Source organism: Shewanella schlegeliana (assembly GCF_016765635.1).
GTDB classification, from domain to species: Bacteria; Pseudomonadota; Gammaproteobacteria; order Enterobacterales; family Shewanellaceae; genus Shewanella; species Shewanella schlegeliana.
In genome coordinates, this window is record NZ_JAESVD010000005.1 from 373,915 (window position 1) to 388,638 (window position 14,724).

Sequence of the window (14,724 nt, forward strand, 5' to 3'; positions counted from 1 at the left end):
AAGATTATGCTAATTAAACGCATACTTTTAGCAACCTTGGCACTGAGCGTTTTGCTCAGTGCTGGTTGCGGCTTTAAACTCCAGGGTAGCTACTCGATTCCTGAGCAGCTACAAACCTTAAGTCTGAGTAGCCAAGACGAATACAGCGAACTCACACGCTTAGTACGTGAACGCCTACGTTTAAACAGCATTGCTGTAGTTCAGCCAGCTGATGACATTCCGGCGCTTCGTATTCTCAATGACTCACTAGACCGTTCTACACTCTCTATCTACCCAACGGGTAACGTGGCCGAGTATGAACTCATCTATCAAGTCAGTTTTTCTGTACAACTGCCACACGCCGAATCACAACGCTTCGATGTCGCAATTCACCGCGATTACCTTGATGATCCCCGCACTGCACTAGCAAAGAGCCGAGAGATGGAGCTTTTGCTAAAAGAGATGCGTATCCAAGCTGCCGACCGAATTATTCAAGCTTTGGCAGCGACTAAGGTCAATTAATGCGGGTCTACCCAGATCAATTAGCGCGTCAGCTTTCTCCCTTGCCACAATGTTGCCTGATTTTTGGCGACGACCCTTGGTTATGTGAGCAAAGCCGTGCAGCACTGCACAGCGAAGCCAAACGCCAAGGTTTTGAGGAAAAGATCCAGCTGACCCAAGAAACCGGATTTAGCTGGAATGAACTATACGAGCAGTGGCAAGCGATGAGCTTGTTCTCTAGCCGTCGTATTATCGAGCTAACTTTACCTCAGGCGAAGCCCGGCACCGAAGGCAGTGCCATGTTGCAGTCACTGATGCAGATGGATAATCCTGATGTATTACTGATCTTAACTGGCCCTAAACTCGCTAGCGAGCAAACCAAGACTAAATGGTTTAAGAGTCTCGACGCCAAAGGCATCTATGTGCCTTGTACCACACCAGAGGGCGCACAGTTTCAGCGCTGGTTAGACGGTCGTATAAACCACTATGGTTTATCACTAGCAAGGGATCCCCGTGAGATGCTGTTTGCACTTTACGAAGGAAACCTACTCGCAGCAGATCAAGCATTGCAATTGTTGCAGCTACTCAGTCCTACGGCGCCTATCGATTGTGAGCAGTTATCGCAATACTTTGAAGATCAATCTCGCTTTAGTGTATTTCAACTAACCGATGCCATGCTCAACAATCAACAAGATAAGGCGCAGCACATCCTGTCGCAGCTAAAAAGTGAAGGGGTGGCTATGCCTATTATTCTCTGGTCACTGTTTAAAGAGCTCGCAGTCCTGTTGCAGCTAAAGACAGCACTGAATAATCGCGAAGCACTGCAAGGGCTTTGGGGCAAGCTGCGTATTTGGGATAAGCGTAAGCCTATCTATCAGAACGCCTTAAATAGACTAGAGCTGACCCATATTGAAACTTTACTTGCTAGCGCTTCTGCCATCGAGCTTAAGCTAAAGCAACAGGGTGTTGAAGATTGGACCGGTCTTAGCCATATCAGCTTGCTGTTTGATGCCAAGGCCCATAGTAAACTGGCCCATATAGTCTTAGATTGATGAAAATTGGCATCTTAGGCGGTACATTCGACCCTATCCACTTTGGCCATATTCGCCCGGCACAAGAGGTTAGGCAGCAGCTTAACCTGGATGAGGTTTGGCTCATGCCAAATCATATTCCACCACACAAGTCTAGCACTCACGTTTCCAGCCAAGATAGACTCGCCATGGCACAGCTGGTCTGCGATCAGCTGCCCCATTTTAAGCTCTGCGACATCGAAGCTAAGCGCGATACGCCGTCATATTCGGCGATGACCTTAACCCAATTAACTAAGATCTACCCAGAACATGAGTTTTACTTCATCATGGGGATGGATTCATTTTTAAGCTTTACTCGTTGGCATAAATGGCAACAACTACTGGATTTATGCCACCTAGTGGTCTGCAAACGCCCCGGCTGGCAACTCGATACTAACGACCCGATCCAATCGGTCTTAAGGCCTCGAGTGCATGACATAGCCACGACCACATCTGAAAAATTTGGCCGGATCTTTATGGTCGATATTACAGAGCAAGATATCTCTTCGACTCAGGTACGACAGCAGCTGTCTTTGGGGAACTTACCTAAAGGTCAACTTCCCACTGAAATTGAAGCCTATATTGTTAATCATCACCTCTACCAAAACCCAACTGCAGACAATTCAAACTAAAGCCGATTGAAACGCAGATATTTATGCCAATAGCTATTAATCTAGATCTGAAATACTGCTATACTATCGCGCTGTCTTAAAATTAATGGGGTACCAGCGTGGAAAGCGCAGAGTTAAAGCAATTTGTAATCGATAAGGTTGAAGACCTTAAAGCAAAAGATATCGTTGTAATGGACGTATCTGAGAAATCTAACATCGCCGATTTTATGGTTGTATGTACAGGTAACTCAAAAACACACGTTAAAGCAATCGCTGAAAATCTAGTGGTTGAATCTAAGCGTGCTGGCATCACTATTCTTGGTGTCGAAGGCCGTGAAAGCAGTGAATGGGTTCTAGTGGACCTAGGCGACGTGATCATGCACGTTATGCAAGATCAAACTCGCGATTTCTACCAGCTTGAAAAACTTTGGTCAGAAAAGCCTGAGTAATGAAGATTCAGTTAGTCGCAGTTGGGACCCGCATGCCAGATTGGGTCGAAACAGGTTTTAAAGAATATCAGCGCCGCTTTCCTAGAGATATGGCGCTTGAATTAGTTGAAATCCCCGCTGGCAAACGCGGTAAAAATGCCGATATAGCTCGCATCCTCCAAAAAGAGGGCGAGTTAATGTTGGCTGCGATCCCGAAAGGGAATCATATCGTCAGCTTAGACTTACCCGGTAAAAACCTGACCACTCCACAGCTAGCTGAGCAGATGAACAAATGGCTACTCGATGGCCGTGATGTTAGCTTGCTGATCGGTGGCCCTGAAGGTTTATCACCAGAATGCAAACAGGCCGCAGCGCAAAGCTGGTGCCTATCAGCCTTAACCCTACCTCATCCATTGGTACGCGTGATTGTTGCCGAAAGCCTTTATCGTGGCTGGAGCATTAACAATAATCACCCCTACCATAGAGAATAATATCGAATCATTATTTGGTTAAACTGACCTTAACAGGACTAGCATATGTGCTTGGCACCCTTTTTTAAGCTGGAGAGAATGTAAGTGTCCCCAAGAAAGCGCATAACGATGAACGACCACGCGGCCGAAGCTTCATTGTTTAAGAGTCGCGCGCTGTTTACTTTCTTCAGTGTCGTTACTCTCCTGAGCCTGTTGCTGGTTAATCTTTATAATCTGCAGATCACCTCTTTTAAAGACTACGAAACTCGCTCAAACGACAACCGTATCCGCGTTGTTCCCGTTGCACCTAGCCGCGGCTTGATCTACGACCGTCATGGGCAACTACTTGCCGAGAACCAACCTTTCTTCTCATTGGAATTAGTGCCTGAAAAGGTCAAAAATATCAGCGAAACCTTAGATGAGCTGAGTAAAGTGATTGAGCTTTCCAGTGATGAAAAAGAAAATGTACTCGAAGCCCTTAAGTATCATCGCCGCTTCAAGCCACTGACGATAAAGAATAAACTCACCGAAGAGCAAGTTGCCGAGTTCAGCGTTAACCAGCACCGCTTTCCAGGGATCACCGTCGAAGCAGGCCTTAAGCGTCACTACCCCTATAACGGCTTAATGACCCACGCACTGGGTTATGTCGGCAAGATTAACAGCAGAGACCAAGACTCGCTTATACGTAATAACTTATGGGCAAACTATGCTGCGACCAAAGATATCGGTAAGCAAGGCATCGAAAAATTTTATGAGGGCTTGCTGCTAGGAAAACCTGGCCACCTCGAAGAGGAGGTCAACAACCGTGGCCGCACCATTCGAACCCTAAAATCTGTTCCTCCAGAGCCCGGACAAGATATCTACCTAACCTTAGATCTAAAGCTTCAACAAAAAGCGATGGAACTACTCAATGGTCGACGAGGTTCGATTGTCGCAATTGATCCTCGAGATGGTGGAATTTTAGCCCTTGTGTCTAGCCCGACCTACGACCCGAACCAGTTTGTTCATGGCATTAGCAGCAAAGCCTATAGTGAACTATTAAACTCCAAGTCTAAGCCGCTGATTAACCGTGCAACTCAAGGGCAGTACGCCCCCGCTTCGACGGTTAAGCCACATTTAGCCTTATTGGGGTTAGAGAATAAAACGGTTACCAGCAAGACACGGATCTGGGATCCAGGCTTTTGGCAGATCCCTGGTGTCGAGCGTAAGTACCGCGACTGGAAACGCTGGGGTCATGGCTGGGTAGATGTTAACAGCGCTATTGTTAGCTCTTGTGACACCTACTTCTATGATCTCGCCTATAAAACAGGCGTAGACTCGATAGCTAACTTTATGGAGCCATTTGGTTTTGGTGAACGTACAGGTGTAGATATCTTCGAAGAGTCCGCAGGTATTATGCCCTCTAAAGATTGGAAGCGCCTACGCTATAACCAGCCTTGGTACATTGGCGATACCATCTCTGTCGGTATTGGTCAGGGCTATTGGACTACGACACCATTGCAACTTGCCAATGCGACTGCGATATTAGCCAATAATGGTCGCCGCTTTGTACCGCACTTTCTAAAGTCTATCCAAGATCAGACTGCCAAAATTGATACACCGGCCGATGAACTGCCACCTATTGTGCTAAAGGACCCGAAGAACTGGGATATCATCAACGAAGCGATGCGCGATACCGCCCATAAATCACGCTTTACTGATGCGCGCTATACCGCAGCAATGAAGACAGGTACCGCTCAGGTATTTAGTGTTGCCGAAGATGCAGAGTACGATGCAGAAAACATTGACGAGCGCCTACGAGATAACGCCTTGATTATCGCCTACGCTCCCTATGAGAACCCCAAAATTGTACTCGCGGTAGTACTTGAGAACGCTGGCTGGGGTGGAGTTAATGCAGGCCCTGTTGCTCGCGCCTTGTTAGATGAGTATTTATTAAGAGATTCATGGGATAAGACAAAATGAGCGCACACCATCACCGACCAAATATCTGGCAGCGCTTACATATAGACTTGCCATTGTTACTCGGCCTTTTAGCTTTGATGGGCTTTGGGCTAGTTGTTATCTATTCTGCCGGTGGTGAAGACTTAGCCCTGATGGACAGACAGCTATTTCGTATGGGGCTGTCACTGTTGGTGATGTTTGCTGTCGCACAGATTAATCCTGAGGTACTCAGGCGCTGGGCTTTTCCCATCTATCTCGCCGGAATCATATTACTGATTGGTGTGCACTTTTTTGGAGAGATCAACAAAGGTGCTCAGCGCTGGTTAAACCTCGGCTTTATGGAGTTTCAGCCATCAGAGCTGATTAAGCTTGCCTTCCCTATCACCATGGCTTGGTATATCAGTAAGTTTCCCTTACCACCAAAGAAACGCTACTTAGCGGGTGCCGGGGTTATCTTACTGGTTCCAACCCTACTTATTGCAAAACAGCCGGATCTTGGTACCTCTATTTTGGTTGCAGCCTCAGGTATTTTCGTGCTGTTTTTATCAGGCATGAGCTGGCGAATCGTGGGTAGTTTTATCGGTAGCGTGCTAGCAATGCTACCTGTGCTTTGGTTCTTCCTTATGCACGATTACCAGCGTACTCGCGTACTGACCCTACTCGACCCAGAAAAAGATCCGCTTGGTGCTGGCTACCATATTATTCAGTCTAAGATTGCCATTGGATCCGGCGGCCTTTGGGGCAAAGGTTGGCTACAAGGCACACAGTCACAACTCGAATTTTTACCCGAACGCCATACCGACTTTATCTTTGCCGTAATTGGAGAGGAGTTCGGCCTTATCGGTGCACTACTGCTACTTTCTCTCTATATCTATGTTATCGGCCGTGGACTGGTTATCGCCTCTCGTGCACAAACCAGCTTTGCTCGATTGCTGGCAGGTAGTATTACCCTAACCTTCTTCGTCTATATTTTTGTCAATATTGGCATGGTTTCAGGCCTTTTACCGGTTGTAGGTGTACCTCTGCCATTAATCAGTTATGGTGGTACATCGATGCTGACATTGATGACAGGATTCGGCATCTTAATGAGTATTCATACCCATAGACGCTTTATCGATAGATAGCTTCTAATTCAAACCAATAGATAATTAATTCTCGAAAGCATTGTGTCGTCTTCGAACACTCATACATAATGCTTTTCGATAACTTTCGATAATTAACTTCAACAATTACTTTTCGACTATTAAGGATGGCCTAAAGATGACGCTGTTAAAACGTATTCTTGCACCTTTGGCACTTTCGCTATTTTCATATTCTGCCGTAGCGGCGACCTCCGACGCCAATGTTGAAACGCTTAAAACCGAATTTATCAAAGCCCAAAGCTCGAAAGGGTTTGATACAACTGAAACAGCAGATTTCATCAAAAATGCCAACTACAACCAAGCCGTTATTGATGCTATGACCAAGCCATGGGAAGCTAAGCCTTGGCACCAGTACTATCCTATTTTTCTCACTGAAAAACGCCTAGAGACAGGCCTAGCATTCTGGAAAGAACACGCAAAAACAATCGAACGAGCATCGAAAGAGTTTAACGTTGACCCACAGATCATCGTGGCGATTATCGGTATCGAAACCTTTTATGGTGGCTACATGGGTAACTATCCCGTAAAAGACGCACTATACACTTTAGGATTTCATTACCCGCCACGAGCCACCTTCTTTAGAAGTGAATTTGCAAACCTGCAATCGCTAGTCAAAGAAGAGCACTTAGACATCAATAGCCTAAAAGGCTCTTATGCGGGTGCGATGGGATTCGGTCAGTTTATTCCATCGAGCTACCGCCATTACGCGGTGGACTTTGACAATGATGGCAGCCGTGATCTGTTAAATAGTACAACAGATGCGATTGGCAGCGTGGCTAACTATTTTCACCAACATGGTTGGCAGAAAAACCAACCTGTCACTCTTCAATTAACCTTGAGTAAAGACTTACCTGATACAGTAAAAACTTGGTCTGGAGAAAAACTCCATTACAAGGTTGCCGATATCCTCTCGCCGAATGTTGCACTCGCTGAGTCGATGGATCTCGATGTCTCGCAACCAGCTCTTGTAGTCAAGCTTGAGCAAGCCGATCACGATGAGTATTGGCTAGGCCTTAAAAACTTTTATGTTATCACTCGTTACAACCGCAGCCCGCTATACGCCATGGCTGTGTACCAGTTTAGTCAGGAATTAAAGAAAGCCTATGCCGCGCAATAATACTCTCGCCATCTTACTGTTAACTGCCACCCTAGCTGCATGTTCGAGTGGCGGACGCTATGAACTTGATGACGATAAAGCACCAACTTCAGCCCCAGATGTCACTAAGGTCGAAGATGCTCACCCCAAATATGAGCCTTATAGTCGTGGCGGTAATAAAAAGCACTATACGGTATTAGGCAAAACTTACCAGGTGATGGATACGGGCGAAGGCTATGCAGAAAAAGGTATTGCCTCTTGGTATGGCGCCAAATTTCATGGCCATCTAACCTCTAACGGTGAAACCTATGACATGTACTCCATGTCAGCCGCTCATAAGACCTTGCCACTGCCTAGTTATGTGAAGGTGACAAATCTTAAGAATAATAAGACAGTCATTGTACGGGTAAACGATAGAGGGCCATTTCATGAGAACCGTATTATCGACCTATCCTACGCAGCCGCACACCGTCTAGATATGCTTAAAACTGGTACTGCAAATGTTAGCTTGGAGGTGATCTATATTGCCGATCCTGAGTCTACCGCCCTAGCCGAACTTAAAGGTACAGAGCTGCACTATATTCAAGTGGTGGCTTCATCGAATAAAGAGCGTTTAGACAGCTTAGCTAATAGCTTAGAGCAGAAATATCAGGTTAAAAGCCGTGTGCAGAGCGCAAACAACCTCTACAGGCTGCAACTGGGTCCTATCGGGCAGGCGCAACTAGCGAACAAGCTCACCGAGAAATTAAAACAAGAAGGTTACCCTCAAAGTTACCTGCTAACTGAATGAACCAAGATTAATGAACCAAGGCTGAATTCCCTTGTCCACTAATGTTATACTCGTGGGAATTACACTTTCTTCATACTTCAACTTATTAAGACGTGCATTATTAATATGAATTTACTGAACAAACCATTAAAAACACTTTTGTTCGCGACCTCCGTCGCCGCCTTATCAGCGCAAGCGGCACCTGTCGTTACCCCAAATGCACCAACTGTTGCAGCCAAAGCTTATGTGCTAATGGACTACAACACCGGACAGATCATAGCTGAAGAGAACGCATACGAAAGCTTAAATCCAGCCAGCTTGACTAAGATGATGACCAGCTATGTAATCGGTCATGAGATTAAAGTCGGCAACGTGTCTCCGACTGACGAAGTGACCATCAGTAAGAAAGCTTGGTCTAAGAACTTCCCAGACTCTTCAAAGATGTTTATTGAAGTGGGTAAAAAAGTCACCGTAGAAGATCTAAACAAAGGCATCATCATTCAATCGGGTAACGATGCCTGTGTCGCAATGGCTGAGCATATTGCAGGTACCGAAGATGGTTTCGTTGATCTAATGAACTCATGGGCTAAGCAGCTAGGTATGCAAGATAGCTACTTCGAAAACAGCCACGGTCTAGATTCTGATAACCACAAAAGTACAGCTTATGATATGGCAATTCTAGGCGCAGCGATTATTCGTGATGTACCAGATGAATACGCCGTCTACAAAGAGAAATCATTTACCTACAACGGTATCAAGCAGTACAACCGTAACGGTTTATTATGGGATAAGAGCTTAAGCGTTGACGGTATCAAAACCGGCCATACCTCAGGTGCTGGCTTTAACCTAGTCACTTCTGCAACTAAAGACGGCATGCGCCTTATCTCTGTTGTAATGGGCACTAAGAGTGAAGCTGCGCGTAAAGCTGAAAGCAAGAAACTACTTAACTATGGTTTCCGTTTCTTTGAAACCGTTACACCATACAAGGCTGGTGACACTTTCGTTACTCAAAAAATCTGGTACGGCGATCGTGAAACGATTGATTTGGGTGTAGTAACGGATACACCGATTACCATTAGTCGTGGTCAAGCTAAAAACCTACAGGCAAACTTTGAATTAACTAAAGAGCTAAATGCGCCAATCGCTAAAGGTGAAACTGTTGGCCGTATCTACTTCCAATTGAACGGAAAAGATATCGCCCAGTTCCCACTTGTCACCCTACAAGAAGTAAACGAAGGCAGCTGGCTCAGCCAGTTGATGGATTATTTCAAGCAGATGTTTGCGGGTTGGTTTAGCTAATCATACTCAGCATAACAAGAAGCCACCTTAGGGTGGCTTCTTGCGTTTATCCAAGCTAACTACCCTTGAATTAGGTATAATTGCCACCATATTAGTGAATATAGAAATCTTAGAGAGTAAAAAAATGTTAGATACTAAATTTGATGAGTTAATGGAGTTCCCAGCATCTTTTCCATTTAAAATTGTTGGTGACGCAAGTGATACACTAGCTGACCGTGTTGTAGCTGTCGCTCAGAGCCTAGCACCTGGCGATTATGCGCCAACAACAAAAACCTCAAGCAAAGGCACCTACAACTCAGTAACCATACGTATAACGGTTACAAGTAAAGAGCAGATTGAGAAGCTTTATACTGAACTTTCTGCGATTGAAGGCGTAAAGCGCGTACTATAAATATTAATCATTACTGATAAATGTGATCTGTATTACATTTATCATTTTGAAGCGTATAATAGCCCGCACAAATATTTGAGGGGAGAGGTTGCCCTTGCACGATAACGCTTTGCATATTCGCCATCTAGGTAAACAAGATTACCAATCAGTGTGGCACGCGATGCAACACTATACAGATAATCGCGATGAAAACAGTCCAGACGAGATCTGGATTGTTGAACATACGCCTGTCTTCACTCAAGGCCAAGCAGGTAAGAGTGAGCACATCCTAAACCCAGGTGATATCCCTGTTATTCAGGTCGACCGCGGCGGTCAGGTAACCTACCACGGCCCAGGTCAGCTTGTTGTGTACCCTCTTCTCGATATTAAGCGACTCAAGGTGGGTGTGCGTCAACTCGTCACCCATATTGAACAGAGCATCATCAACATGCTTAAGCGCTATCAGATTGAGGCCTATGCCAAAGCTGATGCGCCTGGCGTTTATGTTGATGAACGCAAAATTGCGTCTCTCGGTCTTAGGATCCGCAAAGGGTGCTCTTTCCACGGACTGGCCCTCAACGTCGACATGGATATGTCACCCTTCCAGCGTATAAACCCCTGTGGTTATGCTGGCATGGAAATGATCCAATGCAAACAGCTCGGTGGACCACAAACTGTTGAAGAAGCTGGTGCCCAACTGATTGAAACCCTCAGCCAAGAACTCGGTTTAGATAAGCTAGTTCACCACCAAGGATTACCAGAGTCATATGAATAGGCCTGAAAGATTACAACCTGGCGTCAAACTCAGAGACGCAGAAAAGGTTTCCCGCATCCCTGTTAAAGTGGTGCCATCAGAGCGTGACACCATGCTAAGAAAACCTGACTGGCTACGAGTCAAACTACCGGCATCAAACCAGCGCATCACAGACATTAAACAAGCTCTGCGCAAGAACGGTTTACACTCTGTTTGTGAAGAGGCTTCTTGTCCAAACCTGTCCGAGTGTTTCAATCACGGTACGGCAACATTCATGATCCTAGGGGCTATCTGTACCCGTCGCTGTCCATTCTGCGATGTGGCTCATGGTCGTCCACTCAAGCCTGACGCCGAGGAGCCGAAGAAGCTTGCACAGACCATCAAAGATATGAAGCTTAAGTATGTAGTGATCACCTCTGTAGACCGTGACGATCTCCGTGACGGTGGCGCTCAACACTTTGCTGACTGTATCCGTGAAATTCGCCTACTGAACCCAGAGATTAAGATTGAAACCTTAGTACCTGATTTCCGTGGTCGTATCGATGCAGCCCTCGATATCTTAGCCACTGAGCCACCAGATGTGTTTAACCACAACTTGGAAACGGCGCCTATGCATTACCGTAAGGCTCGCCCTGGTGCTAACTACCAATGGTCATTAGATCTATTGAAGAAGTTCAAAGAGCGCCACCCTAACATTCCAACTAAGTCAGGATTGATGATGGGCCTTGGTGAGAGCAACGAGGAGATCGCACAGGTATTACATGATTTGCGTGAACACAAGGTAGAGATGCTAACGCTAGGTCAATATCTGCAGCCATCTAAATTCCACCTGCCAGTTGAGCGGTATGTCTCGCCAGCAGAGTTTGATGAACTTAAAGAGCTCGCCGAAAGCATTGGTTTTACTCATGCAGCTTGTGGTCCGCTAGTTCGCTCTAGCTACCATGCCGACCTTCAGGCACAAGGCAAAGAAGTTAAGTAATCCAAGCTTTGCTAATGACTATAGATAGAAAAATAGCGCCAATGGGCGCTATTTTTATTTCCATTTCAGAAATCGATATGAGTTATAACGACAGCTGCATCAGTATGGCATCTTCACTGCCAACCTCAGTCTTATAGTAGCCCTTACGAACACCTGTTGTTTCAAAGCCTAGTTTTTCATATAAAGCTCTAGCTGTGCCGCCTGATTGCCTCACCTCCAGCAGTAAGACCTCTGCGCCTCTATCTTTGGCTATAGCTATTACAGCGTTTAACAGGGCCTTACCAAAGCCTCTTCCCTGATAACCAGGCTCAACACAGATATCCATCAAGGTCGCATCTTCAAAAATCTGATGCAAAATAGCAAAGCCACAAAGTGTTTCACCATCAAAGATGCCAAAGCTGCGATATAAATTCCCAAAACAGCTTCTGATACTCCCTTCGGACATAGGATGGCTATGCGCTTTAGCCGCAACAGAGGCCATCTGAGAAGCAAAACTATCGCTCAAGACAATAGGTATCATCAAACTTCCTTTTGCACCAAAAAAGGCTGCATATTGAGCCATAGTATCTTTTTAGCTTCTGCTTTCGCTTCGAGCTCATTAATAGGTGCAGAAACCAAAACCTCGTCATTAACTACAGCCTGCTTCCCTCGCATGTCCCATATCACCCGGCTCCCCGCTTGAGCACGTACAGCGAAGCGACAATTAGCCACATCATGACCTAGCATACTAAGCACAGTACTAATGATCGGGCTGCTGACATCGTTAACCCGCAGCGGATTGACCAGCACTGTTAACACCTCTGACGGGTGAACGGCTTTCTTCCAGCGCACTATGCCCATAGCGTCTAAATATGCACTTGTTTTCATTAAGACTCGACCAAAAGGATTTAAAACGATAGAGAGCATAGCAGCTAGCCTATGCCTAAGTGAAGCAGCCAAGATGAAGTCTCTGAGATAAAGTCACTCAGCTCCAACAGCTATCACGTAACTAAAACATTAGGTAAAGCGTTAGGTAGAGCTTCAGTTGTAATGGTAAATCGCAGATACGAAAAAGCCGAGCTAATGCTCGGCTTTCTCTGAATTTGGCAGGGGTAGCAAGACTCGAACTCGCAACCATCGGTTTTGGAGACCGCTGTTCTACCAATTGGAACTATACCCCTGTTGTTGGAACGCATTATGCTTAAACAGCCCTAAAAGGTAAAGCACTTTTTTATAAAACACGCATCAACTGTAGGAATTTCGGCCAATTGCGCAATTAAGCGATTAAAAGGTATTTGATAAACTTCAGATACGAAAAAGCCGAGCTAATGCTCGGCTTTTTCTAAATTTGGCAGGGGTGGGGAGATTCGAACTCACAACATCCGGTTTTGGAGACCGGCGCTCTACCAATTGGAGCTACACCCCTGTCGACGAAACGCATTTTGCTTAAAATCACCGAAAAGGTAAAGTACTTTTTATATAAAAGCTATCGCCTGCGGCTTTTTCAAGCGCTTAGTACATGCTTTAAACATTAATCGCTAAAATATGCACCTATAGACCACATGGTGAAGGCTCGCTAGCTTCGCCTTCGACAATATCGTCAACCCGCTTAATGCCTTGCCGTTGCAGATGAGAATCTTCACTTAATAGCCGTTCCTAGTTGTTTACTTCACCATGAAGTCCCCCTCAAACCGATACCTTACTCATATTTGCTTCCCCCCCCTTTTTTGAGACGTACGCATTCACTTTGAATCAAGAGTTCATTCAAAGGATTCTTAGGTAGTTGTTCAAATTATTGAAAGCTACACCACTCTCAGCAATCACAGAGCTTAAGTTAATCGCACAGCTACTTACTTCATCAGTTTACGATAATAGCCTCTACGCTCACGTGAGAGCGCTGTAAAAAGTAGAAGTAGGCAAGGAAGAACGCTGACTTGCTCTTGAGTTTTCGATCCCTCAACTCCCCCCTGAGAAGCCCTGATTATGCACGACTATATGGATATAAGAGGTAGAGTAACGCTGGAGCAGTTACCGATGAGCATATCAGTGACATCACGCAGCGAACACATGGAGGTGAAAGTTCGGCGCTTTGAATACGCAGTATTCAGCCTGACTTGAACGCGGAGCAACTGTGACCGCCAAGAATAGCGGAAATGCAGTTATTGCAGGAGCAATAATCTATTCGAAGTAGGGGTGGGCATTTATGCCTGCTTAAGTGGATAAACCACCTACTCTTCTCATATAAAGAGGGGTGGCTTCTTCACTGTTAAATCAGGGGTGCGCCTGGAAATACCCACTCGGTTCGCGCAGCGAACACATGGGGGTGAAAGTGAGGCGCTTTGAATACGCAGTATTCAGCCTTACTTGAACGCGGAGTAACTTGTTACGAAGCTGGAGCCCCCGCTCAGCGGCGAGGCGACGTCGGGAATAGGTATTGCATGTACGTGCTTAAGTAGAAAAGCCACCTTTACCAATAACGAGACATTAATTAGGTAACCTAGATTATTTTAGTTTCGCCCAAACACAACTCCTCTCCTATGCCATCCATGGCATTCGAGGATAAGTACTTCCTGTACAAAAAAGCCACCGACTCTTCTCATATAAAGAGGGGTGGCTTCTTCACAGTTAAACTGGAGTGAGTCTGGAAATCACAAATTCAAGACGTAAAAAAGCCCGCTACATCGTAGCGGGCTTTCTTGTATTTAGCGCCTGGAAATGACCGAATCGGTTCGCGCAGCGAACACATGGGGGCGAAGAAGCCCTGCAGTGGATGCAACGCATTCAAGGGCTTTGTAGCGCGAGTAAATTGTTACAAAGCTGGAGACCTCGCTCAGCGACGGGTCGACGTAGGGGGTTGGCATTTATGTCTACTTTAAGTGAAGCAGTCACCTTAACGGGTAGGTATATACTAGATAAGTTAGCGTTCAGTATTTTACAAACACCCAAACGCAAAAAAGCCACCTTATTCAGGTGGCTTCTCTACTTAAATAGGCGCCTGGAAATGACCTACTCTCACATGGGGAGACCCCACACTACCATCGGCGATACTGTGTTTCACTTCTGAGTTCGGAATGGATTCAGGTGGGACCACAGCTCTATGGTTTCCAGACAAATTTGGTAAATTTGAAAAGCTGTTACTCGCCAGAGCAAGTAAACTGAAATTAAGTTTGAGTCCACACTACATTAAGTGCTTCATTCTAATTTTGTCTTAGAAACATTAGTCTCTCATACAAAACCCATCAGGGTTGTATGGTTAAGCCTCACGAGTCATTAGTACAAGTTAGCTCAACGCCTCACAACGCTTACACACCTTGCCTATCAACGTCCTAGTCTCGA

Annotated in this window: 15 protein-coding genes, 2 tRNA genes and 2 rRNA genes; 13 read left to right on the forward strand and 6 right to left on the reverse strand. The window is 45.7% G+C overall.

Annotated features, from left to right (window positions below; all coding sequences use genetic code 11):
* Positions 1 to 6: 6 nt before the first annotated feature.
* The 13 genes from JMA39_RS11135 to lipA all read left to right on the forward strand — a co-directional run bounded on the left by JMA39_RS11135 (position 7) and on the right by lipA (position 11,409).
* On the forward strand, positions 7 to 501 hold the full coding sequence (locus JMA39_RS11135; protein WP_202721933.1) for an LPS-assembly lipoprotein LptE: 495 nt from the start codon (positions 7 to 9) through the stop codon (positions 499 to 501).
* Entirely contained in the window at positions 501 to 1,532 is a 1,032-nt protein-coding gene (gene holA / locus JMA39_RS11140; RefSeq protein WP_202721934.1) for a DNA polymerase III subunit delta, read from the forward strand. The genes JMA39_RS11135 and holA overlap by 1 nt, the downstream gene beginning before the upstream one ends.
* Entirely contained in the window at positions 1,532 to 2,182 is a 651-nt protein-coding gene (gene nadD / locus JMA39_RS11145) for a nicotinate-nucleotide adenylyltransferase (protein WP_202721935.1), read from the forward strand. Before holA ends, nadD begins: the two co-directional genes overlap by 1 nt.
* A gap of 98 nt (positions 2,183 to 2,280) precedes the next feature.
* Positions 2,281 to 2,610, forward strand: coding sequence for a ribosome silencing factor (gene rsfS / locus JMA39_RS11150; protein WP_202721936.1), 330 nt, complete (start codon positions 2,281 to 2,283; stop codon positions 2,608 to 2,610).
* Positions 2,610 to 3,080 carry a 23S rRNA (pseudouridine(1915)-N(3))-methyltransferase RlmH gene (gene rlmH / locus JMA39_RS11155; protein WP_028769232.1) on the forward strand — a complete coding sequence of 157 codons (471 nt, stop codon included), beginning with the start codon at positions 2,610 to 2,612 and terminating at the stop codon, positions 3,078 to 3,080. The genes rsfS and rlmH overlap by 1 nt, the downstream gene beginning before the upstream one ends.
* An 84-nt stretch (positions 3,081 to 3,164) precedes the next feature.
* Positions 3,165 to 5,021: a penicillin-binding protein 2 gene (mrdA, locus tag JMA39_RS11160; protein ID WP_202721937.1), complete on the forward strand. Its 1,857-nt coding sequence runs from the start codon at positions 3,165 to 3,167 to the stop codon at positions 5,019 to 5,021.
* Positions 5,018 to 6,124 carry a rod shape-determining protein RodA gene (gene rodA, locus JMA39_RS11165; protein WP_202721938.1) on the forward strand — a complete coding sequence of 369 codons (1,107 nt, stop codon included), beginning with the start codon at positions 5,018 to 5,020 and terminating at the stop codon, positions 6,122 to 6,124. Before mrdA ends, rodA begins: the two co-directional genes overlap by 4 nt.
* Before the next feature lie 136 nt (positions 6,125 to 6,260).
* Positions 6,261 to 7,259 (forward strand): lytic murein transglycosylase B, encoded by a 999-nt coding sequence (gene mltB, locus JMA39_RS11170; RefSeq protein ID WP_202721939.1) that lies wholly within the window; start codon positions 6,261 to 6,263, stop codon positions 7,257 to 7,259.
* A complete protein-coding gene (locus tag JMA39_RS11175) occupies positions 7,246 to 8,028 on the forward strand; it encodes a septal ring lytic transglycosylase RlpA family protein (RefSeq protein WP_202721940.1) in 783 nt (260 codons plus the stop codon). The genes mltB and JMA39_RS11175 overlap by 14 nt, the downstream gene beginning before the upstream one ends.
* A 105-nt stretch (positions 8,029 to 8,133) precedes the next feature.
* Positions 8,134 to 9,306, forward strand: coding sequence for a serine hydrolase (locus tag JMA39_RS11180; protein WP_202721941.1), 1,173 nt, complete (start codon positions 8,134 to 8,136; stop codon positions 9,304 to 9,306).
* 124 nt (positions 9,307 to 9,430) lie between these two features.
* A complete protein-coding gene (ybeD, locus tag JMA39_RS11185) occupies positions 9,431 to 9,697 on the forward strand; it encodes a DUF493 family protein YbeD (protein ID WP_202721942.1) in 267 nt (88 codons plus the stop codon).
* Positions 9,698 to 9,791: 94 nt separating this feature from the next.
* Positions 9,792 to 10,451 carry a lipoyl(octanoyl) transferase LipB gene (lipB, locus tag JMA39_RS11190; protein ID WP_202721943.1) on the forward strand — a complete coding sequence of 220 codons (660 nt, stop codon included), beginning with the start codon at positions 9,792 to 9,794 and terminating at the stop codon, positions 10,449 to 10,451.
* On the forward strand, positions 10,444 to 11,409 hold the full coding sequence (gene lipA / locus JMA39_RS11195) for a lipoyl synthase (RefSeq protein WP_202721944.1): 966 nt from the start codon (positions 10,444 to 10,446) through the stop codon (positions 11,407 to 11,409). The genes lipB and lipA overlap by 8 nt, the downstream gene beginning before the upstream one ends.
* A gap of 82 nt (positions 11,410 to 11,491) precedes the next feature.
* On the opposite strand, the gene rimI is transcribed toward lipA, so the two are convergent.
* From rimI to JMA39_RS11225, 6 genes are all read right to left on the reverse strand, one after another.
* The gene (rimI, locus tag JMA39_RS11200) at positions 11,492 to 11,929 is read right to left on the reverse strand and encodes a ribosomal protein S18-alanine N-acetyltransferase (protein WP_202721945.1); all 438 of its coding nucleotides are present in this window, start codon (positions 11,927 to 11,929) and stop codon (positions 11,492 to 11,494) included.
* On the reverse strand, positions 11,929 to 12,276 hold the full coding sequence (locus JMA39_RS11205) for a hypothetical protein (RefSeq protein ID WP_202721946.1): 348 nt from the start codon (positions 12,274 to 12,276) through the stop codon (positions 11,929 to 11,931). Before JMA39_RS11205 ends, rimI begins: the two co-directional genes overlap by 1 nt.
* 216 nt (positions 12,277 to 12,492) lie before the next feature.
* Positions 12,493 to 12,569: transfer RNA gene (locus JMA39_RS11210), tRNA-Trp, on the reverse strand.
* A 168-nt stretch (positions 12,570 to 12,737) separates the two neighbouring features.
* Positions 12,738 to 12,814, reverse strand: a tRNA-Trp gene (locus JMA39_RS11215).
* A 1,567-nt stretch (positions 12,815 to 14,381) separates the two neighbouring features.
* Positions 14,382 to 14,497, reverse strand: a 5S ribosomal RNA gene (gene rrf, locus JMA39_RS11220).
* 140 nt (positions 14,498 to 14,637) lie between these two features.
* Positions 14,638 to 14,724, reverse strand: a 23S ribosomal RNA gene (locus tag JMA39_RS11225); the annotation flags it as partial.